The organism is Streptomyces sp. NPDC005722, from assembly GCF_040630935.1.
GTDB lineage: Bacteria > Actinomycetota > Actinomycetes > Streptomycetales > Streptomycetaceae > Actinacidiphila.
Genome location: NZ_JBEXYN010000001.1, coordinates 111,498 through 137,570, shown reverse-complemented (window position 1 = coordinate 137,570; position 26,073 = coordinate 111,498). Strand labels below are relative to the sequence as shown.

Annotated in this window: 23 protein-coding genes; 10 read left to right on the top strand and 13 right to left on the bottom strand. The window is 73.2% G+C overall.

Annotated elements, in window-relative coordinates:
* Nucleotides 1-289 precede the first annotated feature (289 nt).
* Genes ABZ479_RS00625 through ABZ479_RS00595 form a run of 7 tightly spaced genes read right to left on the bottom strand, consistent with a single transcriptional unit; the run spans nt 290 to nt 7,030 of the window.
* Nucleotides 290-1,174, bottom strand: a complete 885-nt coding sequence (locus ABZ479_RS00625) for a DUF5936 domain-containing protein (protein WP_499610254.1) — start codon at nt 1,172-1,174, stop codon at nt 290-292.
* A 19-nt stretch (nt 1,175-1,193) separates the two neighbouring features.
* Nucleotides 1,194-2,132: a type II secretion system F family protein gene (locus tag ABZ479_RS00620; protein ID WP_500459139.1), complete on the bottom strand. Its 939-nt coding sequence runs from the start codon at nt 2,130-2,132 to the stop codon at nt 1,194-1,196.
* Nucleotides 2,129-3,466, bottom strand: a complete 1,338-nt coding sequence (locus ABZ479_RS00615; protein ID WP_499610187.1) for a TadA family conjugal transfer-associated ATPase — start codon at nt 3,464-3,466, stop codon at nt 2,129-2,131. Before ABZ479_RS00615 ends, ABZ479_RS00620 begins: the two co-directional genes overlap by 4 nt.
* Nucleotides 3,463-3,852, bottom strand: coding sequence for a TadE/TadG family type IV pilus assembly protein (locus ABZ479_RS00610; RefSeq protein WP_499610186.1), 390 nt, complete (start codon nt 3,850-3,852; stop codon nt 3,463-3,465). The genes ABZ479_RS00615 and ABZ479_RS00610 overlap by 4 nt, the downstream gene beginning before the upstream one ends.
* A complete protein-coding gene (locus tag ABZ479_RS00605) occupies nt 3,849-5,414 on the bottom strand; it encodes a CpaE/TadZ family protein (protein ID WP_500459138.1) in 1,566 nt (521 codons plus the stop codon). Before ABZ479_RS00605 ends, ABZ479_RS00610 begins: the two co-directional genes overlap by 4 nt.
* Nucleotides 5,411-6,124 carry a Flp pilus assembly protein CpaB gene (gene cpaB / locus ABZ479_RS00600; RefSeq protein WP_500459137.1) on the bottom strand — a complete coding sequence of 238 codons (714 nt, stop codon included), beginning with the start codon at nt 6,122-6,124 and terminating at the stop codon, nt 5,411-5,413. Before cpaB ends, ABZ479_RS00605 begins: the two co-directional genes overlap by 4 nt.
* A 12-nt stretch (nt 6,125-6,136) precedes the next feature.
* Complete coding sequence (locus ABZ479_RS00595; RefSeq protein ID WP_500459136.1) at nt 6,137-7,030, bottom strand: hypothetical protein; 894 nt, start codon at nt 7,028-7,030, stop codon at nt 6,137-6,139.
* A 232-nt stretch (nt 7,031-7,262) separates the two neighbouring features.
* Between ABZ479_RS00595 and ABZ479_RS00590 the strand changes: the two genes are divergently transcribed.
* Nucleotides 7,263-8,762 (top strand): chitinase, encoded by a 1,500-nt coding sequence (locus tag ABZ479_RS00590; RefSeq protein ID WP_500459135.1) that lies wholly within the window; start codon nt 7,263-7,265, stop codon nt 8,760-8,762.
* A gap of 89 nt (nt 8,763-8,851) precedes the next feature.
* On the opposite strand, the gene ABZ479_RS00585 is transcribed toward ABZ479_RS00590, so the two are convergent.
* The 4 genes from ABZ479_RS00585 to ABZ479_RS00570 all read right to left on the bottom strand — a co-directional run bounded on the left by ABZ479_RS00585 (nt 8,852) and on the right by ABZ479_RS00570 (nt 12,460).
* Nucleotides 8,852-10,291, bottom strand: coding sequence for a GntP family permease (locus ABZ479_RS00585; protein ID WP_500459134.1), 1,440 nt, complete (start codon nt 10,289-10,291; stop codon nt 8,852-8,854).
* 89 nt (nt 10,292-10,380) lie between these two features.
* Entirely contained in the window at nt 10,381-10,785 is a 405-nt protein-coding gene (locus tag ABZ479_RS00580; RefSeq protein WP_500459133.1) for a RidA family protein, read from the bottom strand.
* Nucleotides 10,782-11,540, bottom strand: coding sequence for an IclR family transcriptional regulator (locus ABZ479_RS00575; protein ID WP_499610169.1), 759 nt, complete (start codon nt 11,538-11,540; stop codon nt 10,782-10,784). Before ABZ479_RS00575 ends, ABZ479_RS00580 begins: the two co-directional genes overlap by 4 nt.
* Nucleotides 11,537-12,460, bottom strand: coding sequence for a sugar kinase (locus tag ABZ479_RS00570; protein ID WP_500459132.1), 924 nt, complete (start codon nt 12,458-12,460; stop codon nt 11,537-11,539). Before ABZ479_RS00570 ends, ABZ479_RS00575 begins: the two co-directional genes overlap by 4 nt.
* A 114-nt stretch (nt 12,461-12,574) precedes the next feature.
* On the opposite strand from ABZ479_RS00570, the gene ABZ479_RS00565 reads away from it, so the two are divergent.
* From ABZ479_RS00565 to ABZ479_RS00550, 4 genes are all read left to right on the top strand, one after another.
* Entirely contained in the window at nt 12,575-13,825 is a 1,251-nt protein-coding gene (locus tag ABZ479_RS00565; RefSeq protein ID WP_500459131.1) for an alanine racemase, read from the top strand.
* Nucleotides 13,826-14,662: 837 nt separating this feature from the next.
* Complete coding sequence (locus tag ABZ479_RS00560) at nt 14,663-16,231, top strand: N-acyl-D-amino-acid deacylase family protein (protein ID WP_500459130.1); 1,569 nt, start codon at nt 14,663-14,665, stop codon at nt 16,229-16,231.
* Nucleotides 16,232-16,307: 76 nt separating this feature from the next.
* On the top strand, nt 16,308-17,519 hold the full coding sequence (locus ABZ479_RS00555; protein WP_089224450.1) for a pyridoxal phosphate-dependent aminotransferase: 1,212 nt from the start codon (nt 16,308-16,310) through the stop codon (nt 17,517-17,519).
* A 92-nt stretch (nt 17,520-17,611) separates the two neighbouring features.
* A complete protein-coding gene (locus ABZ479_RS00550) occupies nt 17,612-18,013 on the top strand; it encodes an SCO4983 family protein (protein ID WP_500459129.1) in 402 nt (133 codons plus the stop codon).
* A gap of 64 nt (nt 18,014-18,077) precedes the next feature.
* Here the strand turns inward: ABZ479_RS00550 and ABZ479_RS00545 are convergent, their stop codons facing one another.
* The gene (locus ABZ479_RS00545) at nt 18,078-19,889 is read right to left on the bottom strand and encodes a phosphoenolpyruvate carboxykinase (GTP) (protein WP_500459128.1); all 1,812 of its coding nucleotides are present in this window, start codon (nt 19,887-19,889) and stop codon (nt 18,078-18,080) included.
* 255 nt (nt 19,890-20,144) lie between these two features.
* Between ABZ479_RS00545 and trhA the strand changes: the two genes are divergently transcribed.
* On the top strand, nt 20,145-20,846 hold the full coding sequence (trhA, locus tag ABZ479_RS00540) for a PAQR family membrane homeostasis protein TrhA (protein ID WP_499610151.1): 702 nt from the start codon (nt 20,145-20,147) through the stop codon (nt 20,844-20,846).
* Nucleotides 20,847-20,997: 151 nt separating this feature from the next.
* Entirely contained in the window at nt 20,998-21,600 is a 603-nt protein-coding gene (locus ABZ479_RS00535; RefSeq protein WP_500459127.1) for an acyl-CoA-like ligand-binding transcription factor, read from the top strand.
* Between the two features lie 327 nt (nt 21,601-21,927).
* Here the strand turns inward: ABZ479_RS00535 and ABZ479_RS00530 are convergent, their stop codons facing one another.
* Nucleotides 21,928-23,958, bottom strand: coding sequence for a thioredoxin domain-containing protein (locus tag ABZ479_RS00530; protein WP_500459126.1), 2,031 nt, complete (start codon nt 23,956-23,958; stop codon nt 21,928-21,930).
* 243 nt (nt 23,959-24,201) lie between these two features.
* On the opposite strand from ABZ479_RS00530, the gene ABZ479_RS00525 reads away from it, so the two are divergent.
* The 3 genes from ABZ479_RS00525 to ABZ479_RS00515 all read left to right on the top strand — a co-directional run bounded on the left by ABZ479_RS00525 (nt 24,202) and on the right by ABZ479_RS00515 (nt 26,058).
* On the top strand, nt 24,202-24,477 hold the full coding sequence (locus ABZ479_RS00525) for a hypothetical protein (protein WP_500459125.1): 276 nt from the start codon (nt 24,202-24,204) through the stop codon (nt 24,475-24,477).
* Nucleotides 24,474-24,881, top strand: a complete 408-nt coding sequence (locus ABZ479_RS00520; protein WP_500459124.1) for a PIN domain-containing protein — start codon at nt 24,474-24,476, stop codon at nt 24,879-24,881. The genes ABZ479_RS00525 and ABZ479_RS00520 overlap by 4 nt, the downstream gene beginning before the upstream one ends.
* Before the next feature lie 178 nt (nt 24,882-25,059).
* The gene (locus ABZ479_RS00515; RefSeq protein WP_500459123.1) at nt 25,060-26,058 is read left to right on the top strand and encodes a helix-turn-helix domain-containing protein; all 999 of its coding nucleotides are present in this window, start codon (nt 25,060-25,062) and stop codon (nt 26,056-26,058) included.
* Nucleotides 26,059-26,073: the final 15 nt, after the last annotated feature.

The following is a 26,073-nucleotide window of genomic DNA, read 5'->3' as shown; positions in this document are numbered from 1 at the left end:
ACCTGCTCATCTTCCGTGCCCCAAACCGTAGTCACGAGACGTGCTCCGGCCGCGCCCCTTGCGTCGGCCGGGGTCTGGCTATCGCCGCGGGCGGTCGCGGTGCCGGTGAGGTCCACGGCGCACCGCCTCCCATCGGGTCGACCCGCTGCGATCCGTGCCTGATTGCAGGTGCAAATGTGGTTGCGACTGCAAATGTACAGCGCAACCCCGGACTCCGCACCCAATATGGCGGCCCCCGTCACTACCCACCACCCGCACCGCACATGCGTTCACGGCCCCGTCACCCCCATCACCCCAGCAGCTCGCCGAAGTTGATGCGCGACCCGAGGATCGTGCCCGTCATCAGCAGGATCATCGTCGCGGGGACGAGGAGCGTGGTGACCACGCCGGTCGCGCGGGGCACCGTACGGGCCGCGCGGCGGCGGGCGTTCTGGGCCTCGGTGCGCCGCATGTCCGTGGCGATCTGGAGCAGCGTGCGGGCGATGGGCGCGCCCAGTTCCTCGCCCTGCTGCAGGGCCGTGACGAACTGCCCGACCTGCTCGCTGCCGTTGCGCCGGCGCAGCTGGTCGAAGGCGTCACGGCGGCTGACGCCGACGTCCATCTGGCGCAGGGCGATGCGGATCTCGTCGCTCCACGGGCCCTTGTAGACGGAGGCGACGCGTTCGAGGGCCTGGCGGAAGCCGAGGCCGGCGCTCACCACCACGGCGAGGACGTCGAGGAAGTCCGGGAGCGTGCGCTCGATCTCGTCGCGGCGCCTGCGGACGGCGAGCCAGATGCCGAGGTCCGTCCAGCCGAGGCCGTAGGCGACCATGAGGAGGGCGACGAACCAGTGGCCGGCCTGGAGGAGCACCAGGGCCGCGAGGGCGCCCAGCGCGCCGTAGACGGCGCGGCGGGCGGCGTAGCGGTCGACGGTGAGGCCGTAGGGGTGGCCGGCGTGGTCGATGCGGGTGCGGATCCGGTTGACCCGGGCGGGGCCCATGAGGCGCAGCACCAGGGGCGCCCAGCGCATCCCGAGGCGGTCGACGGCGTTGCCGACCTTGGTGGTGCGGGTCCGGCCGACCTCCAGGGCCAGTTGGAGGTCGCTGGGCAGCTTGACCTCGGAGCGGTAGATGCCGATGCCGTAGCAGACGCCCACCACTCCGAGGGCGGCGACGGCGGCCAGCGCGACGGTGATCACAGGTCCCCCACCCCCCTCACACGTCGATCCGCGACATGCGGCGGATGAGCGCGAAGCCGACGACGTACAGGCCGAGGGCGACGAGCACGGCGATCCGCCCGGCGCCGGAGCCGGTCATCGCGCCCAGCGAGCCCGGCATGATGCGGTCGAGCAGCAGCAGCGAGCCGATCCCGATCACGGGGACGGCGTACGCGGTGACGGTGACCTGGGACATCTGGGTGCGGATCTCGCGCCGGGTCTCCTTGCGCTCCTCCAGGGTCACCGTGAGGTTGCGCAGCGACTCCACGACCGAGCCGCCGGCCCGGGACGACAGGACGAGCGTGGTGACCAGCACCACCAGTTCCCGGCTGGGCAGCCGTTCCTGCAGTTCGGCCATGGCGTCCTCGATGGAGTGCCCGAGCGTCATGGCGTCGGCGACCTTGCGCAGTTCCTCGCCGGCCGGGGCCTCCAGTTCCTCCGCCGCCATGCCGACGGCGGTGCGCAGGGCGAGCCCGGCCTGGGTGGCGTTGGCCAGGACGCGGGCGAGTTCGGGCAGCTGGGCGATGAAGCGCTCGGTGCGCACCCGGCGCCGCCAGCCGAGGAAGGAGCTGACCGCCCAGGCCGCCAGGAGCCCGGCGATCGGGCCGAAGAAGGGTGCCAGCACGACGTCGGCGACCAGCCAGGCACCGGCGACGACCCCGAGGGCGGCCGCGGTGAACTGTCCCGGCGTCAGGCTGGTGCCGGTGGCGGCGAGCCGGCTGGCCAGCCGGCCGCCCCAGGCGGTGCGCCGGACCCTGCGGTCCAGGCCGGCGAAGGGCACGGCGTGCCGTTCGGCGGCCGGGACGTCGGCCAGCCGGTCGACGAGCGCGGCGCGGTCGGCGCGGCCGCCGCTCCAGGCGTGCAGGCCCCAGACGGCCAGCACCAGCGCGAGGCCGGTCACGCCGAGCACGGTCAGGGCCATCGTGGGCGTGTTCACTTCGCCTCCCTGCTGGACAGCTCCAGTTCGCTCTCGCCGATGCCGAACGCCGCCGGCACGGACTCGCCCGCGAGGTGGAAGCGTTCGGCCAGTTCCCGCGGTACGGGCTGGTGGTGGAACCAGCCCCGCACGATCCGGTCGGATCCCATCGGCTCGGCGCGGAAGCGGGTCGCGGTGGTCAGCCGGAAGGTGTCGCGGCCGCGTGAGGACAGCACGGCGATCTCGGCGATCCGGCGGGTGCCGTCGACGTCGCGGCGCAGCTGGACGATGACGTCGACGGCGCTGTTGATCTGGTCGCGCAGCGCTTCGAAGGGGATCTTCACCTCCGACATCGAGGCCAGGGTCTGCAGTCTGAGCACCGCGTCCTCGGCGGAGTTGGCGTGCACGGTGGCCAGCGAGCCGTCGTGGCCGGTCGACATGGCCTGCAGCATGTCGAGGGTCTCGCCGCCGCGGACCTCACCGACGATGATCCGGTCGGGGCGCATGCGCAGCGAGTTCCGCACGAGGTCGCGGATGGTGATCCGGCCGTGTCCCTCGACGTTGGGCGGCCGGCTCTCCAGGCGTACGACGTGCTCCTGCTGGAGCTGGAGTTCGGCGGCGTCCTCGACGGTGATGATGCGCTCGCCGTCGGGGATGAGTCCGGACAGCGCGTTGAGCAGCGTGGTCTTCCCCGAGCCGGTGCCGCCGCTGACGATGATGTTGAACTTGGCCCGTACGAGCGCGGAGAGCAGCATCAGCATGTGCTCGTCGAGGGTGCCGAGGCCGATCAGTTCGTGCAGGGCGTACGCGCGGGGGAAGCGGCGGATGGTCAGGACGGGGCCGGTCAGGGACAGCGGCGGGATGATGACGTTGACGCGCTCGCCGGAGGGCAGGCGGGCGTCCACCATCGGATTCGACTCGTCCACCCGGCGGTTGACGGTCGACACGATCCGCTCGATGGTCTGCAGCAGCTGCTCGGGGCTGCTGAACCGGGCGGCGACCGGCTCCACGCGGCCGGCGCGCTCGATGTAGATGCGGTCCGGGCCGTTGACCATGATCTCGGTGATGGAGGCGTCCTCCAGCAGCGGTTCGAGGATGCCCAGGCCCAGGGCCTCGTCCACGACCCGGCGGATGATGCCGGTGCGCTCCTTGGTGGAGAGCACCGGGCCCTCGCGGCTGATGATGTGGCCGAGGACGCGTTCCAGGCGCACCCGGCGCTCGGCGGCGGCGAGGGCGGACATCTCGGCGAGGTCGATCTCCTGGAGGAGCTTGGCCCGGTAGACCGCGACGAGGTGGCCCTCCTGCGTCTGCGGGGCGGCGTCCTCGTTCGCGGCGATGCGGTCGCGCAGGCTCATTCGTCGGCCCCTTCGTCGTCCTCCCTGGGCATCGTGGCGGTCCGGGTGACGGAGCCGGGGCGCAGGCCCGGCAGCACCGACGGGATCTCCACGGTCGCCGTCGCCCGCACCGAGTCGCCGGCGTCGCCGGTGGTGCCGATCCGCGTACCGTCGCGCAGCCAGGAGCTCACCGCCTCCGTGCCCGCGACGGAGCCGCTCACCGGGGGGTCGTGCAGCGCCGCCATGCGCGCGGCGGCGCGGGCGGCCGTGCCGGCCTGGGCCGCGGTGTAGGCGGCCAGGCCCAGTTGCACGCCCGCGAGGGCGATCAGCAGCAGGATCGGCAGCATCCCCAGGAACTCCAGGGAGGCGCTGCCGCGGTCGCGGGGGCGGCGGGTCCGGGCCGTCACGGGGCGACCGCCTCTTCGTCGACGGCCGAGGCGTGGCCGTGGACGGTCAGCGGGAAGTCGATCGCGCCGGGGAAGAGGACGGGGACGCGCAGGCCCACGGTGACCCCGACCATCCCGTCGGCGTCGTCGGTGCCGAAGTCCTGGATCCGCCAGGCGCCCGGCAGGTCGTCGGCGGCGGCCGCGCGGGCGTCCTCACCGACCGCCGCCGCACGCGCGGCCCGGTCGGCGGCGTGGCCGGCGAGGGTGAAGGTGTACCCGGCGAGCACCGCCTGCCAGACCAGGACGAGCACCAGGAGGATCAGCGGCGTCATGCCGAGCGTCTCCAGGACGACCTGGCCCTGTTCGCCGCGGCCGCGGCGGCCCCGGCGGGGCGTCACGGCGTTCCCGGGGCCCGTCAGGCCGATCTCGGCGGCGAGCGTCCACAGTCCCTGCTTGACGCTGGAGCGGTTGTCGAGGTCCTGGAGCCGTCCGGCGTCCACCACCGCCTGGAGTTCCCGGAAGGCGGCGGGGACGACGGCGCCCGCGATCCGGGTGCCGGTGATGCGGGCGATCAGCGAGGGCTGGATCTCGCTGCCGCGGGTGTGCCGGTTGACGGCGACGAGCACGTCCTCGGGCTTGCGGATCTGCAGCCGGTCCCACATGCGCACCATGCGCTTGGCGGCGCGCACGGCGACCACGTCGGGGGTGGTGACCAGCAGCGCGGTGTCCGCGGTCTCGACGGCGACCGCGTTGGCGGCGGTCATCTGGGTGCCGCAGTCGACGACCACGACCTCGTAGCGCTGCCGCAGGGCGTGCAGCACGTGCCGGGCGGCGCGGTCGGTGACCTCCTCGCCGCGTTCGCCCTCGCCGGGTGCCAGCAGCAGCGCGGGCCCGGACTCGTGGACGTACATGGCGTCCTGCAGCACGCGGGTCGACACGTCCGCGATGTCCGCGAGGTCGGCGACGGAGCGGCGGAACTGGACGTCGAGGTAGGAGGCGACGTCGCCGCCCTGGAGGTCGAGGTCGACCAGGGCGGTGGACTTCCCCGCGGCCTGCGCGGCGAGCGCGAGCTGGACGGCGGCGACGGTGGTGCCGACCCCGCCCTTCGCCCCGGCGACGGCGACCAGCCGGCCCCCGGCCGCGGCGGGCAGCGCGGGCTGCTGGGGGCTGAGGTGGCGCCGTACGCCGGCCGCCCAGGCGGCGGCCGCCTCCACGCGGGCGCCGAGTTCGTCGTACGACAGCGGCACCCCGGCGACGCCGCGCGCGCCGGCGTCCATGGCGCCGGACAGGACGGCCGGGCTCGGGTCGGCGGTGAGCAGGATGACGCCGACCGCGGGGAAGCGCAGCGCGATCTCGCGGACGACCTCGAGCGCGGGCACCGGTGTGATGCGGTCGTGGACGACGACGACCTCGGGCAGTTCGTCCACCCCGGTCTCGGCGGCGCGCGCGAGGACGTCGAGCAGGGTGGTGGAGTCGGGGAGCGCGGGCCCGGGTTCGGCGCCCGGCAGCTGGTGGAGGACCCCGGTCAGGGCCCGTGCGGTGTCGGGGTCGGGGGTGCCCGACAGGATGCGTACGCCGGTCACGAGGCGGCTCCGTCGCGGGCGAGGGTGTAGGTGCGGTCCCGTTCGGAGGGGGCGGTCGCGTCGCCGGGGGCGACGAGCGCGAGGCGCACGTGCCGGGCGAAGGACTCGGCGAAGGCGACCCGCTGGGCGTCGGCGGCACCGAGGGCGAAGGTGATGGGGACGCCCTGGCTGCTGACGCGGCGGTTGTCGCTGCCGGTGTCGAAGGCCTTGAGCTCGCCGACGTCGATGACCCGGGCGCCCGCGACGATGATCTTCGAGACCTCGGGGTCGTCGTCCGCGCGGGGCGCGAAGGTGGCGAAGATGTTGACCCGCGCACCCGGGGTGATCTTCCCGGCCACCCCGGTCTCCGCGTCGATCATGATCGCGATCTCCATCTGCCCGGCCTGCAGCGCGGGCCGTTCGGCGACCATGTCCGTCTGCAGCAGGGAGCCGCGGTGCAGCGGGACGGCGGCTATCTTGCCGGCCAACCGGCCGAGGTCGCGGACGGCGGTGGCGGGCAGCCAGCGCTCGGGTATCCGGACCTCCTGCAACTGGGCGCGGCCGACCGCCTCGTAGGCGGGCACGTCCGCGGCCAGCCGGTACGCGGTCACCTTCGGCCCGACCTGGGAGCGGGCGTCCCCGATGACGGTGACGACCCCGGCGAAGGCGGCGAGCGCGCACAGCGCGGAGACCACGAGGAGGACGACGCCGCGACGCTGACGTGAGTTCATAGAGGTGGGGCCCTATCGCTCAAGTGCCGAGTGCTGGTGGGGGGATACCTGCGGGGCGGGCGACGCCCTGGGCGCCAGGGAGGGCGCGCGCGGGCCCGAGTGCACGACCTGGCGCGGCCGCTCGAGGGGACGGACGCGCTGCTGCCCGTCGACCGTGGCCGAGCAGAACAGGCAGCGGTCGCCGATGACGGCCAGGCCGCACCAGCCGCAGGTGTCCCGGCGGACCGAGGTGACCAGTTGGTACAGCACGCCGACGTCGGCGATGTAGGCGGTGAACTCGACGAGCCGGCCGGTGCCCCACCAGCGTGCGGAGTCCACCGGCAGCGGAACCTCCCGCACGTGCTGGCTCCGCCAGGCGCGGGCCAGCGGCCCGGTGACCCAGCCGGCGTCGAGGCCGTGGCCGTGCGCCACGGCGAGCTGGGTGAGGAATGCCGGCCCGGGCGGCACGGCGTCGGGCCGCGCCTCGGACAGATGCGGTTCGGGGTGCGCGAGGACGGCGAAGTGACGCCCGGGCACGAGGGACTTCAGGTGGGCGCCGACCGGCACGTCCACCCGGTCCAGCCGGGACACCGAGCCGAGCAGCGCGCCGGAGTGGAGGTAGTGCGAGAGCAGCCGGGCCGCCCCGGCGAGCACTCCGGGCCCGAGGTCGGTGGCGGCGAGCTGGCGCAGCTGCTCGGCCAGGAGCAGGGCGGCCAGCGGCGGCAGGTCGACCGGGACGATCGCCACCCGGTCCGCCTCCAGGGCCGCGCGCACGGTGTGGACGCGGCGGCGCAGCGGATCGGTGGGCTCCGGCGGGACGAGTACGACCAGGTGGCCGTGGGCCTCCAGGGCGGCGGCGGTGCCCATCACGTGCTGCTCCAGCGGGAGCGCGAGATCGTCCGCCGTGACCGCTATGACGCTCGACACCCGCGACCTCCCGGAACTCCCGCCCAGTCCCATGCCCGGAGAGCTTATCCCTGCGTAGCCGGAGCAGTGCGGAAAGTCGCCGAACAGTTGATGAAGTCGGTGGTACCCGCGGGACGCCGGACTACGCACGCGGGCCGAGGTATTGACCCGAGGATTGGTCTGGACCAAACTGCGTCCACACAAGAGTGGCCACTCGCGTACCCGCCCAACTCCTCGCCCCCAGGAGGCAGTAGTGGAACACGCACGCCCTCGGCGCACCGCCCTCAGAGCCGCGGCGGCCGTCGGCGCCGCCGCCCTCGCGGTGGCGGGACTCGTCGCCACGTCCGGCAGCGCAAGCGCCGCGGACCCCGAACTCGTGACCAACGGCGGTTTCGAGGCCGGCCTGAGCGGCTGGACCTGCACCGCCTCCAGCGGCACCGCCGTCGGCAGCCCGGTGCACGGCGGCGGCAAGGCCCTGCAGGCCGCCCCGTCGTCCTCGGACAACGCCCGCTGCTCGCAGACGATCAGCGTCCGGCCGAACTCCACGTACCGGCTGAGCGCCTTCGTCCAGGGCAGCTACGTCTACCTCGGCGCGACCGGCAGCGGGATGGCCGAGGCCTCCACCTGGACCCCGTCCGCGTCCTCCTACCAGCAGCTTTCCACCGGCTTCACCACCGGCGCGGCCACCACCTCGGTAACGGTCTACGTGCACGGCTGGTACGCGCAGCCCGCCTTCCTCGCCGACGACGTGAGCCTGCTGGGCGCGGCCGGCACCGCGACGCCCACCCCGACCCCCACGCCGACGGACCCGACCCCGACGCCGACCCCCACGCCGACGCCGACGCCCACCCCGACGCCGACCGGTGGCGGCTCGCTGCCCAAGCACGTGCTGACCGGCTACTGGCAGAACTTCAACAACGGGGCGACGGTGCAGACCATCGCGCAGGTCCCGTCCCAGTACGACATCATCGCCGTCAGCTTCGCCGACGCCACGAGCACACCCGGCGCGGTCTCCTTCACGCTCGACCCGGCGCTCAACTACCCGGTCAACCAGTTCAAGGCCGACATCGCGGCCAAGAAGGCGGCCGGCAAGAAGGTCGTCGTCTCCGTCGGCGGGCAGAACGGCACGATCAGCGTCAGCGACTCCGCCTCGGCGAACAACTTCGCGGTCAGCGTCTTCTCCCTGATGCAGACCTACGGCTTCGACGGCGTCGACATCGACCTGGAGAACGGGATCAACGCGACCTACATGACGCAAGCGCTGCGCTCCCTGTCGGCCAAGGCCGGCTCGGGTCTGGTCATCACCATGGCCCCGCAGACCATCGACATGCAGTCGACGTCCTTCGGCTACTTCAAGACCGCGCTCGACATCAAGGACATCCTGACCGTCGTCAACACCCAGTACTACAACAGCGGCACGATGAACGGCTGCGACGGCAAGGTGTACGCGCAGGGCACGGTCGACTTCATCACCGCGCTGGCCTGCATCCAGCTGCAGAGCGGTCTCGCCCCCTCCCAGGTCGGCCTCGGCCTGCCGGCCTCCACCCGGGCGGCGGGCGGCGGCTACGTGTCGCCGGCCGTCGTCAACAACGCCCTGGACTGCCTCACCAAGGGCACCAACTGCGGCTCCTTCAAGCCCCCGACCACCTGGCCGGGGCTGCGCGGCGCGATGACCTGGTCCACCAACTGGGACGCGACGAACGGCAACGCCTTCTCCGGCACCGTGGGCCCGCACGTGCACGGGCTGCCGTAACCGGCGGGTCCGTCACCGAACGCACCGCGCCCCCGGGAGAGGTCCCGTCCCCCGGGGGCGCGGTGTCCGCGGCCACACGTCATGGCGTCCTAGACGACCACGCTCAGCGCCCCGGCCACCGCGAAGCCGGCCACCGACAGGACGGACTCCAGCACCGTCCACGTGCGCAGGGTGTCGCGCTCGCTGATGCCGAAGTACTTGGCCACCATCCAGAAGCCGCCGTCGTTGACGTGCGAGGCGAAGATCGAACCGGCCGAGATCGCGACGATGACCAGCGCCAGGTGCGCCTGGGACGCGTGGCCGGAGGCCAGCACGGGCTGGACGATGCCCGCGGTGGTGACGATCGCGACCGTCGCCGAGCCCTGCGCCACCCGCAGCGCCACGCTCAGCAGCCAGGCCAGCAGGATCACCGGCAGCCCCGCGTCGCCGAAGGCCCCCGCCAGCGCGTCGGCGATGCCGCTCGCCTTGAGCACCGCGCCGAAGACCCCGCCCGCGCCCACCACCAGCAGGATGTTGCCGATCGGCTTGAGCGAGGCGGTGGAGACCGTCTCCAGGCTCCGCCGGCTCCAGCCGCGCCGGATGCCCAGCAGCCAGTACGCGAGGAGCAGGGCGATGGTCAGCGCCACGAAGGGGTGCCCGAAGAAGGCGAGCAGCGAACGGGCCGTGCCCTCCTCCATCGTGACGGAGGAGAAGGTGGCCAGCAGGATCAGCACCAGGGGCGTGCCGATGATCGCCAGCACGATCCGCACCGACACCGGTTCCTGCGACGGCGCGTCCTCGGCGCGCACCGCCTCGCGGGCCTCCTCCACCGCGTCGGCCATGTCCTGCGGCACGGGGACGAAGATGCGCCGCCCGATCCACGCCGAGTACGCCCACGCCGCCAGCACCGCGGGGACGCCGCAGACCACGCCCATGAGCACGACCCAGCCGAGGTCCACCCCGAACACGGCGGCCGCGGCGACCGGTCCGGGGTGGGGCGGCAGGAAGGCGTGCGTCATGGAGAGCCCGGCCAGCAGCGGCAGGCAGTAGAGCAGGATCGAGCGGCCGCCGCGCTTGGCGGCCGCGTACACCAGCGGCGCCAGCACGAAGATGCCGACGTCGAAGAAGACCGGGATGCCGAAGACCAGACCGGTCAGGCCCATCGCGAGCGGGGCGCGCCGCTCGCCGAAGGCGCCCAGCAGCCGGGCGGCGAGGGCCTCGGCGCCCCCGGAGACCTCCAGGATCGCGCCGAGCATCGTGCCGAGGCCGATGATGATCGCGACATGGCCGAGGATGCCGCCCATGCCGGTCTCGATGAGGCTGGTGGCGGTGGACCGCTGGACGGTGCCGAAGAGTTCGGTGACGCTCAGCCCCGCGGCGAGCGCCACCGCCACGGAGACGGCGAGCAGGGCGACGAACGGCTGCAGCCGCGCCTTGATGATGAGCAGGAGCAGAAGGACGATGCCGAGGACGGCCACGGTCAGCAACCCGGCGGTGCCGGGGATCAGGGCTATGAGGCCGCCGGTGTGGGGGACGGTTTCCGGATTCACTCAGGGCTCCCGGGGGGTTTCGGGCATGGGGGGACCACGGGACGGCGTGCGGGTGAGGGTGGGGCGGGGAAGCGGTGGACCGGGTGGGGTCAGTCCAGGACGGCGAGCGCGTCGATCTCGACGAGCAGCCCGGCGGGCAGGCCGACGTAGACCGTCGTACGGGCGGCGGGGGCGCCCGTCAGGCCGGCGAAGAACTCGTCGAAGAGGGCGTTGAACTCGGGGAAGTGGGCGGTGTCGGTGAGGTAGACCCGGATCATGACGACGTCCTCCCAGGAGGAGCCGCCCGCCTCCAGCACCGCCTGCACGTTGGCGAGGGTCTGCAGGGTCTGCTCCCGCAGCCCCGGCCCGACGGGCGACGGTGCCTGTCCCGGTACGGCGGGGCCGAAGCCGACCTGACCGGCGACCTGCAGGATGCCGCCCTTGCGGACGCCGTGGGAGAACCTGGCGGGCGGGGTGGTGTGGCCGGCCGGGGTGATCGCGGTCTTCTCGCTCATGTGGTTCCTTCGCTCGGTCTTCCGGAGTACTCGCGGCTGATCGCCTCCGCGGTGCGCTGGACCCGTGGACGCAGTCGCAGCAACTCCTCCGCGCTGACGACCACATTGGGGGCGGAGAGGGAACAGGCGGCCGCGACGCGCCCGTCGGCGCCGCGGATCGGCGCGGCGACGCAGTTGATGGACTCCTCGTGGCCGCCGAGGTCGCTCGCCCAGCCCTGCTCGCGGACCCGGGCGAGTTCGGCGAGGTGGGCGGCGGCGTCGGTGGTGGAACGGGCCGTGTAGCGCGGGTACTCCAGGGTCTGCACGACCGCGCGGCGCTCCGCCTCGGGCAGGTCGGCCAGGAGCAGCTTGGCCACGGCGGCCACGGTGATGGCGACGGGCCTGCCGATCCGCGAGTACATGCGCACCGGGTAGCGGCTCTCCACCTTGTCGATGTAGACCACCTCGCCCTCCTCGTACACCGCGAGGTGGACGGTGTGCCCGGTCAGCTCGTTCAGGGCGGCGAGGTGGGGGTGGGCGATGCCGCGGACGTCCAGGTTCTCCATCGCCTCCTGGGCGAGGGCGAACAGCCGGGTGCCGAGGCGGTAGCGCTGGTCGTCCTGGCGGTAGACCATGCCGTGTTCGTGCAGGGTGCGCAGCAGGCGCAGCGCGGTGGACTTGTGCACGTCCAGGCGGGCGGCGACCTGTTCGAGGTTGGCGGGCCCCTCGGCGAGCAGGGGCAGGATGCGCAGCGCGCGGTCCACGGTCTGGCTCATGCGCGCAGTCTCCCCCATGCCTCGTCGCCGAGGGCGGCGAGGGAGTCGCCCCGCACCCCGATCACCGCGGCGGCCAGGGCGTGGCCGCGGGCGAGCCGGTCCCGCAGCGGGAGGGCGCGCAGCGTCGCCGACAGGAAGCCGGCGGCGAAGGCGTCACCGGCCCCGACCAGGTCGACCACGGGTGTGTCCGGCGCGGGCACGAACACCCCGTCCGCCGTGCCCTCGTACGCGGTGGCCCCCCGCGCGCCCTGTTTGACGACCAGGACGGCGGGACCCGGCAGCGCCTCGCGCACCGCGTCGGCGTCCGGCAGGCCCCACGCGGTCCCCGCCTCGTCCTCGCCGACCAGGACGAGGTCGCAGCGCGCGGCGAGCCCGGCCAGCCGCCGCGGGTCGGCCGAACGCCACAGGGCGGGGCGGTGGTTGACGTCGAAGGAGACCAGCGGGCGGCCCGGGCCCTGGGCGGTGAGCGCGTGGACGAGGTCCGCGCACCCCGCGGAGAGCGCGGGCGTGATGCCGGACAGGTGCAGGACCCGGCCGGCCCAGGCGTCGCGGCGGGCGACGTTCCCCGGGCCCATGGCGGTGGCGGCCGACCCGGCCCGGTAGTAGGCGACCTCGCCGTCGCCGGTGCGGAAGTAGACCCCGGTGGGGCGGCCGGGGTCGCGGCGCACCCCCGAGACGTCGACGCCGGCCGCGGCGATCGCCGCCACCAGGTGGTCCCCGAACGGGTCGGCGCCCACCCGGCTGATCCAGCGGACGGCATGTCCCAGCCGGGCCAGCGCGCAGGCCACGTTGGACTCCGCGCCGCCCGCCCCGCGGTCGAAGGCGGCCGCGTCGGCGAGGCGCCGCCCCGGGACGGAGGGCACGAAGGCGACCATGGACTCGCCCACGCACACGACGTCCACGGCCACGGTCCCGGTCACGTCCGCTCCTCTCCGCGCACCGTTGACCCGGTGCTGGCCGGGATGTTAGACAGCGGGAAACACAGCACGCAACGACCGTTGCACATATTGCAACGGGCCGTGGACGGAGGCGGGATGGACCAGGTCACGGGCATCGACGAGCTGCACCAGGAGCGGGTGGACCACCGCTTCAAGGGGCTCCCGCCGGACGCGGACGGGCTGACCGTCGGCGAACTCGCCGCCCAGCACCGCACCGTCTTCGACGGCGGATTCACCACCCCGCTGCTCACGCTCTCCGAGCCCGCCCTGGAGCACAACCTCACCCAGCTCGCCGGCTGGGCCGGCCGGCACGGCCTCGCCTTCGCGCCGCACGGCAAGACCTCCATGGCCCCGCAGCTCTTCGCCCGCCAGCTCGAGCACGGCGCGTGGGGCATCACCGCGGCCACCCCGCACCAGGTCCGGGTCTACCGGGCGTTCGGCGTCCGGCGCGTCTTCCTCGCCAACGAACTCGTCGACGCGGCCGCACTGCGCTGGCTGTCCGCCGAACTCGCGGGCGCCCCGGACTTCCGCTTCGTCTGCTACGTGGACTCCGTGCGCGGGGTGGAGCTGATGGACGCGGCCCTGACGGAGGTCGTGGACGTCGTCGTCGAACTCGGCGCCGAGGGGGGCCGCACGGGCGTGCGCGGCACGGCGGAGGCGGCGCGCGTCGCCGACGCGGTCGCCGCGGCCCGCCACCTGCGGCTCGTCGGCGTCGCGGGCTACGAGGCGGCGGCGCCGGACCCACGCGGGTGGCTCGCCGGACTCGTCGCGCTGGCCCGCGCGTTCGACGCGGCCGGGAGGTTCGCCGGGGCCGGGGAGATCGTGGTGAGCGCGGGCGGCAGCGAGTGGTTCGACGCGGTGGCGGACGCGTTCGGGACGCTCGGGGAACTCTCCCTGCCGGTGGTGCGGCTCCTGCGGTCCGGGGCGTACGTCACCCACGACGACGTCCACTACCGGGATCTGACGCCGTTCCGCGAGCGCATCCCCGCGCAGGGGTCGCTCGAACCGGCGTTCCGCTTGTGGACCCAGGTGCTCTCCCGGCCCGAGCCGGGGCTCGCCCTCGTCAACGCGGGCAAGCGCGACGCACCGTACGACCTCGACCTCCCGGTGCCGCAGGTCGTGCGACGCGCCGACGGTTCCGCCGTCCCGGCGGCCGGGCTGACGGTCACGAAGCTCGCCGACCAGCACGCGTTCGTGGACGTCGCCCCCGGGGCGCGGGACCTGGCGGTCGGCGACTGGGTGGGGCTGGGGGTGTCGCATCCGTGCACGGCGTTCGACAAGTGGCAGCTCATCCCTGTCGTGGACGCGGGTGGGGTCGTCACTGACTTCGTCCGCACGTTCTTCTGACCCCGGTCGGTTGTTGTGTGCGGCGCCGTTGTGGTTGTTGTTGGGTTTCTCCCCCACCCTCCCGCCCGATTGCCCGGCGCGATTGGTGCGGGCTGCGCGCTGTGGGTTGGTGGGCCGGGGGCGGGGCCTCCGGGGTGGGCATTCTGTACCGCATATTTATGTGCATGACGGGCAGCACTCGTCGGTGCCGTCTCTGCCGCACATCAAATACACGTCAGCGTCCAGAACGCCCACCCCTACGACCCCACCCCCTCCGTATCCATGGCGACCAACGGCCGGTGGGGGGCACGAAGGCGGTCCGGAGCACCGCACCTGCCCCACGCACCCCCAACGGGACACCCTGCACCCGCACAACGGGAAGGGGGTGTGGCGGCGTGCTCCCCTCTGGCCGAAGGCTGGGGGGAGGCGGGTGGCAGACCCGGTGCCGAATGATGCGGGCCTGAACCACGGGGCCGCGGGGTCAGCGAGCGGTGCGGGGCGCCCCGGATTGCCTTCTGACCCTCCACCGGCCGTTGTGCGCCCATACGACGGGAGGGGGTGTGTCGGGGTGCGCCCGGAAACGACGAGCGGCGGACCCGGCGCCGAATGACGTTGGCGTAAACCGCGAGCGTTGAGGACGTGCGCCGGCGCGGCGCCGACCCCCACAACAACGTGCGAGACCCGCACCAACCGCGCCGGGCAATCGGGCGGGAGGGCGGGAAAAGCCCCCAACAACAACCACGACGCACCCGCACACAACAACAGGGCAGCCCGGCGCAGCCGACCGCAGGCGCAACGGCACCGCACACAAGCAACGGGCCGCAACACAAACACAACCGGCACAAAGGAGACGCCCTCATGGAGTTGGCGATTCGGGGCGCGAGCGTCGCGGACGGGACCGGGGGCACCCCGGCGTACCGGGCGGACGTCCGCATCGAGGACGGTCGCATCACGGAGATCGGGACGGTGCGCGACGCACAACGGACGCTCGACGCGCGGGGCCTCGTGCTCGCCCCCGGCTTCATCGACATGCACGCCCACAGCGACCTCGCCCTGCTCACGGACCCCGCGCACGAGGCGAAGGCGGCGCAGGGCGTGACCCTGGAGGTGCTGGGCCAGGACGGCCTGTCGTACGCCCCCGTGGACGACGCCACACTCGCCGGCCTGCGCAGCCAGCTCGCGGGGTGGAACGGCGACCCCGAGGGCCTGGAGTACGACTGGCGCAGCGTCGGCGAGTACCTGGACCGGCTGGACCGGGGCATCGCCGTGAACGCCGCGTACCTGGTCCCGCAGGGCACCGTGCGGATGCTGGCCGTGGGGTGGGAGGACCGCCCGGCGACCCCGGTGGAGCTGGACCGGATGCGGGAGCTGGTCGCCGAGGGCCTGGCGCAGGGCGCCGTGGGGATGTCGTCGGGGCTGACGTACACCCCGGGGATGTACGCCTCGGGCGCCGAACTCACCGAGCTGTGCAGGGTCGTGGCGGCCCACGGGGGCTACTACTGCCCGCACCACCGCAGTTACGGCGCGGGCGCGCTGGAGGCGTACGCGGAGATGATCGCGGTGACCCGCGAGGCCGGCTGCGCCCTGCACCTGGCGCACGCGACGATGAACTTCGGGGTGAACGAGGGCCGCGCTCCGGAGCTGCTGGCGCTGCTGGACGAGGCGCTGGCGGCGGGGGCGGACATCACCCTCGACACGTATCCGTACCTGCCGGGCTGCACCACGCTCGCGGCGACCCTGCCGAGCTGGGCGACGGAGGGCGGCCCGGAGGCGACGCTCGCCCGGCTCCGGGACGACGTGCAGGCGGAGCGCATCCGGCACGCCATGGAGGTGAAGGGCTCGGACGGCTGCCACGGGGTGCCCGTGGAGTGGCGGACGCTGGAGGTGTCCGGGGTGCGCGAGCCCTCCCTCGCGGGCCATGTGGGCCGCCGGGTCCCGGACTTCGCCACGGCGCGCCGCCTGCTGCTGGAGGACCGCCTGGGCACGACGATCCTGCAGCACGTGGGCCACGAGGAGAACGTCCGGGCGATCATGCGGCACCGGGTCCACACCGGCGGCAGCGACGGCCTGCTGGTGGGCGACAAGCCGCACCCCCGGGCGTACGGCACCTTCCCGCACTACCTGGGCCGCTACGTGCGCGAGCTCGGCGTGCTCGGCCTGGAGGAGTGCGTCGCGCACCTGACCGGACGGCCCGCGGCCCGGCTGGGCCTGTCCGACCGCGGCCTGGTCCGCGAGGGCCACCGCGCCGACCTGGTGCTCTTCGACCCGGGGACGGTGGCCGCGGGCGCGACGTTCGAAGCCCCGCGCACCCCGCCCACGGGCATCCCGTACGTCCTCGTCGACGGGCAGTTCGTCATCGAGGACGGCCGCCGGACGGACGTCCTGGCGGGACGCTCGGTGCGCAACGAGCGGGCGCCGGGAAGGTAGCGGCACGTCACCATTCGGCGCATACGTGGCCAAGAACACGGGGCGGTCCGGGGTACGTGGCCGTAAGCTCACGGGCATGCAGGTGATCCAGTCCACGAAGCTCTCCAACGTCTGCTACGACATCCGCGGCCCCGTGCTGGAGGAGGCCATGCGGCTGGAGGCGGCAGGTCACCGCATCCTGAAGCTGAACACCGGCAACCCCGCCGCCTTCGGCTTCGAGTGCCCCCCGGAGATCCTGGAGGACATGCTGCGCTCCCTCGGCGGTGCGCACGGCTACGGGGACTCCAAGGGCATCCTCCCGGCGCGGCGCGCGGTCATGCAGCACTACCAGACCAAGGGCATCGAGCTGGACGTCGAGGACGTCTACCTCGGCAACGGCGTCTCCGAGCTGATCCAGATGTCGATGCAGGCGCTGCTGGACGACGGCGACGAGGTGCTGATCCCGGCGCCCGACTACCCGCTGTGGACGGCTGCGGTCTCGCTGTCGGGCGGCACCCCGGTCCACTACCGCTGCGACGAGCAGGCGGACTGGTTCCCCGACCTCGCCGACATCGAGCGCAAGATCACCGACCGCACCAAGGCGCTGGTGATCATCAACCCGAACAACCCGACGGGCGCGGTCTACGACGACGAGCTGCTGCGGCAGCTGACCGACATCGCCCGCCGGCACAACCTGATCGTCTGCTCGGACGAGATCTACGACAAGATCCTCTACGACGACGTGACCCACACCCCGACCGCGGCGATCGCCCCCGACCTGCTGACGCTCACCTTCAACGGTCTGTCCAAGGCGTACCGGGTGGCGGGCTACCGCAGCGGCTGGCTCGCGGTGTGCGGCCCGAAGGAGCACGCGACCAGCTACCTCGAGGGCCTGACCATCCTGGCGAACATGCGCCTGTGCGCCAACGTGCCGGCCCAGCACGCGGTGGCCACGGCACTGGGCGGCCGCCAGTCGATCAAGGACCTGGTGCTGCCGGGCGGCCGGCTGGCCGAGCAGCGGGACGTGGCGTACGAGCTGCTGACGCAGATCCCCGGGGTCACCTGCGTACGGCCGAAGGGCGCGCTGTACGCGTTCCCGCGGCTGGACCCGAAGGTCTACAAGGTCAAGGACGACCAGCAGATGGTGCTGGACCTGCTGCGGGCCGAACGGATCCTGGTGGTGCAGGGCACCGGCTTCAACTGGCCGGAGCCGGACCACTTCCGCCTGGTCACGCTGCCGGCGAAGGAGGATCTGGCGGACGCGGTGGGCCGGATCGCGCGCTTCCTGGACGGCTACGGGCAGCCGTGACCCGCGGCCTGTGCGGCCGATACGTCGAAACACTCCCTCCTTAGACTGAGTCCAAGGTAGGATGTACTCCTGTTTGCAGGAGGAGTGCATCCATGTACGAACCGATCCGCACCAAATCGGTCCATACGGCGGTGGCGCCCACCCTTCCGCGACGCAGTCGTGACGAGGAGCTGGACCTCCAGCTCGCCGGACACCTCGCCGCCCTGCTGACCGTCACCGACGAGCTGCGGGCGCTGGAGCCCTGTCCCGAGCTCGACCGTGCCGCGGAGCAGCTCGCCGAGGCCGTGGCGGGCCTGCACCACGGGCGTCCCCCGCTGCGGATCTCCCCGGCTCCGGCCGGACGGGGCCACGCGGAGGCGGCCCGCGTGGCGGCCCTGCACCGGAGGGCGCGCGCGCTCGCCGGCCGGGCCCTGGTGGTCGCCGAGTCACGTCAGAACGCGGAGGCCGTGGCGCTCGCCGAGCGCCACATCGCGGTCCACACCGCAGCCGCCTAGTACGGAGCCGCGCCCGGGGGCCGGGACCGGAGGTCGTGACCTCCGGTCCCGGCCCTCTCGCGGTCTAGCCGAGGCGCTCGACCAGGGAGCGGTACTCGTCCCACAGCTCCTTGGGCGTGTGGTCGCCGAAGGTCTCCAGGTGGGAGGGGATCAGGGAGGCCTCGTGCCGCCAGGTCTCGACGTCGACCGAGAGCAGCAGGTCGAGGTCCTCCTGGGAGATGTCCAGACCGGCGGTGTCCAGGGAGCCCTCGGCCGGCAGCACGCCGATCGGGGTCCGCACGCCCTCGGCCTGACCGTTCAGGCGCTCGACGATCCACTTCAGCACCCGGCTGTTCTCGCCGAAGCCCGGCCACACGAACCGGCCGTCCGCGTCCTTGCGGAACCAGTTCACGTAGTAGATCTTCGGCAGCTTGTCGGCGTCGTGCTTCTGGCCGAGCTCGACCCAGTGGCCGAAGTAGTCGCCCATGTTGTAGCCGCAGAACGGCAGCATCGCGAAGGGGTCGCGGCGCAGCTCGCCGACCTTGCCCTCGGCGGCGGCGGTCTTCTCGGAGGCGACGTTGGCGCCGAGGAAGACACCGTGCTGCCAGTCGAAGGACTCGGTCACCAGCGGCACGGCCGAGGCGCGGCGGCCGCCGAAGAGGATGGCCGAGATCGGCACGCCCTTCGGGTCCTCCCACTCCGGCGCGATGGTCGGGCACTGCGCGGCGGGGACGGTGAAGCGGGCGTTGGGATGGGCGGCCGGGGTCCCGGACCCGGGCGTCCAGGAGTTGCCCTTCCAGTCCGTGAGGTGGGCCGGCAGCTCCTCGGTCATGCCCTCCCACCAGACGTCGTTGTCGTCGGTGAGGGCCACGTTGGTGAAGACCGAGTTGCCCCACAGGGTCTTCATGGCGTTGGCGTTGGTGTGCTCGCCGGTGCCCGGCGCGACGCCGAAGAAGCCCGCCTCGGGGTTGATCGCGTACAGGCGGCCGTCCTCGCCGAAGCGCATCCAGGCGATGTCGTCGCCGATGGTCTCCACGGTCCAGCCGGGGATGGTCGGCTCCAGCATGGCGAGGTTGGTCTTGCCGCAGGCGCTCGGGAAGGCGGCGGCGACATACTTGGCCTCGCCGCGCGGCGGGGTGAGCTTCAGGACGAGCATGTGCTCGGCCAGCCAGCCCTCGTCGCGGGCCATGACCGAGGCTATGCGCAGCGCGTAGCACTTCTTGCCGAGCAGGGCGTTGCCGCCGTAGCCGGAGCCGTAGGACCAGATCTCACGGCTCTCGGGGAAGTGCGAGATGTACTTGGTGGAGTTGCACGGCCACGGGACGTCCTCCTGGCCGGGCTCCAGCGGCGCGCCGACGGAGTGCACGGCCTTGACGAAGAAGCCGTCCTCGCCGAGCTCGTCGAGCACGTCCTGGCCCATGCGCGTCATGGTCCGCATGGCGGTGGCGACGTACGCGGAGTCGGTGATCTCCACGCCGATCGCGGACAGCTCGGAGCCGAGCGGGCCCATGCAGAACGGGACGACGTACAGGGTGCGGCCCCGCATGGCGCCGCGGAACAGCCCCTTCTCACCGCTGAAGATCTCCCGCATCTCGGCGGGGGCCTTCCAGTGGTTGGTGGGGCCGGCGTCCTGCTCCTCCTCGGAGCAGATGAAGGTGCGGTCCTCGACACGAGCGACGTCGGTCGGGTCGGAGGCGGCGTAGTACGAGTTGGGCCGCTTGATCGGGTCGAGCTTCTTGAAGGTGCCCTTCGAGACGAGCCCGTCCGCGAGGCGCTGGTACTCCTCCTCGGAGCCGTCGCACCACACGATCTCGTCCGGCTGGGTCAGCTCGGCGATCTCGCCGACCCATGCGATCAGGTCCTGGTGATTGGTGGGAGCCGCATTGACGCGCGCCACGATCGCTCCGTTCCGCCCGGTGTGCACTCACCTGGCGTCAGATTCCGAGGGTGTTGTTGTCGGCCCCTTGGGGGCTGCGACCCGGACGCTGCTGTCGTGGGATGCTCATCCGGTGCCGTCCGCACTCATATGAGTATCAGGACAGGAAACGCGATCTGTCCAGGGCGCGTGGGGTGAGCATCGCCACTCCCAACGCCCGGCGACACCGCCTACTACGGATCGGTAACCTACGCAACCGTAGGTAGCATTGATTTCATGAGCTCCGTGGACGAGACTCCCGTTGTGCCCGCCGCCCTTGAAGAACTCGCATCCGCCGCCGCCCCCTTGAAGCCCAAGCTGAGGGGGTGGCTCCACGCCGGGATGTTCCCGGCCGTCCTCGTCGCCGGGGTGGTCCTGACCGCCTTCGCCGAGAGCACCCGCGGGCGGATCGCCTGTGCGGTGTTCACCCTCACGGCCTGCGCGCTCTTCGGCGTGAGCGCGCTCTACCACCGCGGCGACTGGGGCCCCCGGGCCTCGGCGGTGCTGCGCCGGCTGGACCACGCGAACATCTTCCTGATCATCGCGGGGACCTACACGCCCTTCACGCTCCTGCTGCTGCCGGACGGCAAGCAGGAGATCCTGCTCTGGCTGGTGTGGGCCGGCGCCCTCGCCGGCATCGCGTTCCGGGTCTTCTGGGTGGGCGCGCCGCGCTGGCTCTACACGCCCTGCTACATCGCGCTCGGCTGGGCGGCGGTCTTCTTCCTGCCCGACTTCCTGCAGCACGGCGGCATCGCCGTGCTCGTCCTGATCGTCGTGGGCGGCCTGCTCTACAGCATCGGAGCCGTCGTCTACGGCACCAAGCGGCCCAACCCCTCGCCGCGCTTCTTCGGCTTCCACGAGGTCTTCCACTCGTTCACGCTGGCCGCGTTCATCGTCCACTACGTCGGGATCTCGCTGGTGGCCTACAACCACGCGTAGCCCGTCCGCGGGGCCCGCGCGCGGACCCGGGGTGACGGCCGGTCCCCGTTGACAGCCGCTGTCATCCGACAGCGGCTCCCGGACCGCCCCCGTGCGGCCGCCCCGGGTTCCGCGGGGGCCCCGCCCGCCGTCGATATACGACAATGACGGCGTGACCGTACCGACCGCACCGGGCCTGCGCGAGCGCAAGAAGATCCGGACCCGGCGCTCCATCCGCCGCGCCGCCTACCGGCTCTTCGAGGCGCAGGGGTACGACGGCACCACCGTCGAGCAGATCGCGGACGCGGCCGAGGTGTCGGCCAGCACGGTCTTCCGGTACTTCCCCACCAAGGAGGACATCGTCCTCTGCGACGCGTACGGCCCCGTCACGGTGGCCGAACTGCGTGCCCGCCCGCCCGGGGAATCCCTCGTCACGTCGCTGCGGCACGCGCTGCCGGGGCCGCTGCGCGGCAGGCCCGCCGACGAGGGCGCGTACGAGGAGACGCGGCAAAGGCTGCGCCTGGTGTGCTCGGTGCCCGCCGTCCGCGCCCGCGTGGGCGAGAACATCCAGGAGTCGGGCCGGCTGCTGGCCGCCGTCACCGCCGAGCGCCTCGGGCGCCCCGAGGACGACTTCGAGATCCGGGTCGTCGTCGGGGCGCTGGTCGGGGCCTGGTCCGAGGCCGTCCTCCACTGGCTCGACTCGGACGGCGCCGCCGACCTCGACGCCGTCCTGGACCGCGCGCTGGAACTGCTCGCGGCCCACCTCGGCCGCTAGGCCGGCTCAGCGGCGGCCCACCCCCTCGTCCCCGCCGCGCCCAGGTGGACCCGGCGCCCGGTTGGCGTGCGGCGTCCTCCGGACCGTTCGCGAGCGCGCCGGACGCACCCGGGCGCCGAGCACGCACCGTCACCGCCCGGACCGAGCCCGACACCCCGTGGGGGCGCCGGCCCGGCCCTGGACCGCTGCGGCCGCGTGATGTGCGCCCCGGCGCCGGCGGTGGGTGGCGCGCCGGCGCGCCACGCCGCCTTCCCCGGGGCCGGATGACACCGCCCCGCACGACGGGGTGCGGCCGTCCGCGTCGGCGCGGACGGGCCGGAACGGCCCTCAGTGGCCGCCCAGTTGCTCCGCGAGGGCCTGCGGGTCCGCGGTCGGGGCCGCGCAGACGAAGTGGCGGCAGACGTAGGCCGCGGGGCGGCCGTCGAGCAGCGGGCGGCCGTCGAGGAGGGCGTACTCGGCGGATCCGGGCTCCCCCACGGCGACCACCGCGCCGGGAGCGGTGCCCAGCAGCGCGGTGCGGTGCAGTGCGGCCGTGCCGGGGTCGCCCGCAGGGCCGACCACGGCGACCTCGCGGGGGCCGTCGAGCGCCGCCTCGGCGACCGCCAGCCCCCAGCCGATGAACCGCGGCACCCGGCCGCCGAGGGCGCCCACGACGCCCAGTGCCCGCTCGGCGGCCTCGCGGTGGCGCGACGAACCGGTGTACGCGGCGTACGACAGCAGCGCGCCGGCCGTGGCCGTCCAGCCCGAGGGGGCGGCGTTGTCCGTGGGGTCCTGCGGGCGGCGGATCAGCGTCTCGGCGTCGTCGGCGGTGTCGAAGAGCGTGCCGTCCTCACCGGTGAAGTGCCGCAGCACGGAGTCCAGCAGGAGCCCCGCGAGGTCCAGCCACACGCCCTCGCCGGTCACCCCGCCGAGCGTGAGGAAGCCCTCCGCGACGTCGGCGTAGTCCTCCAGCACGCCGACGTTGGCGCCCACCGTGCCGGCCCGCGAGGTACGGGCGAGCCGGCCGTGCTCGTCCATGTGGACCCGCACCAGCAGGTCCGCGGCCTCGACGGCGGCCGCGACGAGGTCCGGCCGTTCGAAGTACGCCCCGGTCTCGGCCAGCGCGGCGATCGCCAGCCCGTTCCAGGCGGCGACGACCTTGTCGTCGCGGCCGGGGCGGGGCCGGCCCTCGCGGGCGGTGAACAGCCGCCCGCGTACCGAGGCGATCCGTTCGGCGTCCGCGAAGCCCCCGTCGGCCGGGAGCTGCAGCACCGACGCGCCCTCCTCGAAGGTGCCGTCCCCGGTCACCCCGAAGTACTCGGCGGCGAGCGCCGCGTCCTCCTCGCCGAGGACCTCCGCCAGCTCCGCGGGCGTCCATACGTAGAACGCGCCCTCGCCGTGGCCGCCGTCCGGCTTGTCGCTGTCGGCGTCGAGCGCGGAGGCGAACCCGCCCTCGGGGGTGCGCAGTTCGCGGACGAGGAAGTCGGCGGTCTCCAGGGCGACCCGGCGCGCCAGGCCGGAGCCGGTGGCCCGCCACAGGTGGGCGTAGACCCGGCAGAGCAGCGCGTTGTCGTAGAGCATCTTCTCGAAGTGCGGCACGACCCACTCGCGGTCCACGGAGTAGCGCGCGAAGCCGCCGCCGAGCTGGTCGTAGATGCCGCCGCGGGCCATCGCCTCGCAGGTGTCCCGCACCATCTGGAGCGCGCCCTCGGAACCGGTGCGGGCGTGGTGCCGCAGCAGGAACTCCAGGGCCATCGACGGCGGGAACTTGGGCGCCCCGCCGAACCCCCCGTGCTTGGCGTCGTACTCCCGGGTCAGCCCCAGCAGCGCCGCCGCGAGCTGCTCCTCCCCCGGGGCGGCCGTCCCGCCGAGGGCGAGCGAGCGTCCGCCCAGGTCCTTGACGATGCTCGCCGCGACCGACCCGACCTCGTCGCGCCGCTCGCGCCAGGCCGCCTCGACGCCCTCCAGCACCTGGCGGAAGGAGGGCATGCCGTGCCGGGGGTCGGGCGGGAAGTAGGTGCCGAAGTAGAACGGCTCGCCCCGCGGCGTGAGGAAGACCGTCATCGGCCAGCCGCCGTGGCCGGTCGCGGCCTGCACGGCCTCCATGTAGACCGCGTCGACGTCGGGGCGTTCCTCGCGGTCGACCTTCACCGACACGAAGTGCTCGTTGAGGTACGCGGCGGTCGCCTCGTCCTCGAAGGACTCGCGGGCCATGACGTGGCACCAGTGGCACGAGGAGTAGCCGACCGACAGCAGGACGGGTACGTTCCGCCGTTTCGCCTCCTCGAACGATTCAGGACCCCACGGCCACCAGTCCACCGGGTTGTCGGCGTGCTGGAGGAGGTACGGCGACGTCGCGTCGGCGAGGCGGTTCGGCATGACCCCATCCTTGCCCATCCCGGCGTCGCCGACCCACCGCACCCTCGCCGCGCCCCGCTCTTCCCGGCAGCCGGGCGATCGGGACGGCCCCACACCGCCCGCCGCCTGCCACGGGGCGAGACCACGGGAACGTCCGCGACTCCGCTGCCACCCTGCCGGAGCCCGTAGATGCTCCGTCAACGCGGATGGCACGGTGAGGCCGCCGCCCAGAACTGTAATAGTTCTTGTCGTACACTTGGTCCCGTGAAGACGAACCGAACCGGATCGACCGAGAACATCTCCGTGTCCTTGCCCTCGGAACTGGTCGGAGCATTGCGCGAGCGCGCCGGCCGACGCGGCGTATCCGCGTACATCACCGAGGCGGTCCGGCACCAGCTCGCCATGGACGGGTTGGCCGAGATCGTCGCCGACCACGAGGCCGAGCACGGCGCCCTCACCGATCAGGAGGTCGAGGCGGCGCATCGTGAACTCTTCGGCGAAGAAGAGCAGTCCCGCAAAGACGGACAGAACGCCGCGTGAAGGAGCCGGCGGCGCGATCGTTGGTCCTCGACTCCCAGGCGCTGTCCCTCCTGCTCGGCAATGACCGGCAGATGGTCACCCGCATCGAGGCATCCCGCCGGGCGGGTGTGCCGGTCCTCGTCTCCGTCCTCACCGTGGTCGAGGCCGTCCACGCCAAAACGGATGTCGCGCGGCTCAACTGGGTCCTCTCCCGGCTCCAGGTCGAGCCGGTCAGCCAAGCCGACTCGATGACCGCGGTAAGCCTGCTGCTGGACGCGGGCGGCCTCCACGGGCACAAGTACGCGATCGACGCCCTCGTCGCCGCGCTGGCCCTGCGCTCCCCGGCCCCCGTTCTGGTCCTCACCTCGGACCGGGACGACTGGTGGACACTGTGCGGGGACCGCGTAGGCATCATCGATGTCTGACGGGTTCGGCATGACCCCGTCCTTGCCCACCCCGGCGGCGCTGACCCACCGCATCCTCACCGCGCCCCACACCGCCCGCCACCTGCCACGGGGCCCGGTTGCCCGCGGCAACGGACGTTGTCCACGGCCGTTCGTGCTGATGGAATCGAACGCCGGACGGTGAGGGGAGAGGGACGACATGCTGGAGACGGTGGGTCTCACGGGCGCCGAGGCCGAGGTGTACCGGTTGCTGCTCGTCGCCGAGTCGGCGTCCGCCGAGGAGATCTCGGGACGCACCGACCTCGGCCCCCCGGCGGTCGGGCGGCTGCTGCTCGCGCTGGAGGCCAAGGGACTGGCGTACGCGGTGGAGGAGAGCCCCGGCGCGTTCGCGGTGATCCCGCCGCAGGTCGCCCTCGTACCGCGGCTGCAGCGCCACGCGGAGGCCCTGGAGCAGGACCGGGCGGTCGTGCTCGGGCTGGTGGAGACCTACCGCCGCAGCGCGCGTTCCTGGGGGGCGGGGGAGGCGATCGAGGTGATCAGCGGCGCGGCCGCGCTGCGGCAGCGTCTGCGGCAGCTCCAGGACGGCGTCCGCCACGAGATGCTGTGGTTCTGCAAGGCCCACCACGTGGCCATGCCCGCGGGGAGCAACCGCGAGGAGTACGAGGCGCTGGGCCGCGGGGTGCTCTACCGGGTCCTGTACGAGCAGGCCTACTTCGACGACCCCGGCGCGGTGGACAACGTGGTCAGGGGGGTGCGCGCCGGCGAGGTCGCCCGGGCGGTGCCGCGGCTGCCCCTGCGGATGGCGGTGGCCGACCGGTCGCTGGCCGTCCTGCCGTTGTCCTCCACCGGCACGCCGGCCGGTCCCCGGGAGCTCAGGACGGCGCTGGTGCGGGAGAGCAGCCTGCTGGAGGCGCTCATCGACCTGTTCCAGCACTACTGGGAGGTCGGCGCGCCGCTGCGGGTGACCGAGGAGGGGCAGATCGGCGGCGCCGGACCCGAGGATCCCGCGATGCCGGTCGCCGACGACCGGCACCTGCTCTCCCTGATGGTCGCCGGCATGACCGACGAGGCGATCGCCGGGCAGTTGCGCGTGAGCAAGCGCACCGTCCAGCGGCGCGTCCAGGGGCTGATGAACCTCGCGGGCGTCGCCACCCGCATGCAGCTCGGGTGGCACGCCGCCCGCCGCAACTGGCTCTGAGCGGACGGCCGTACG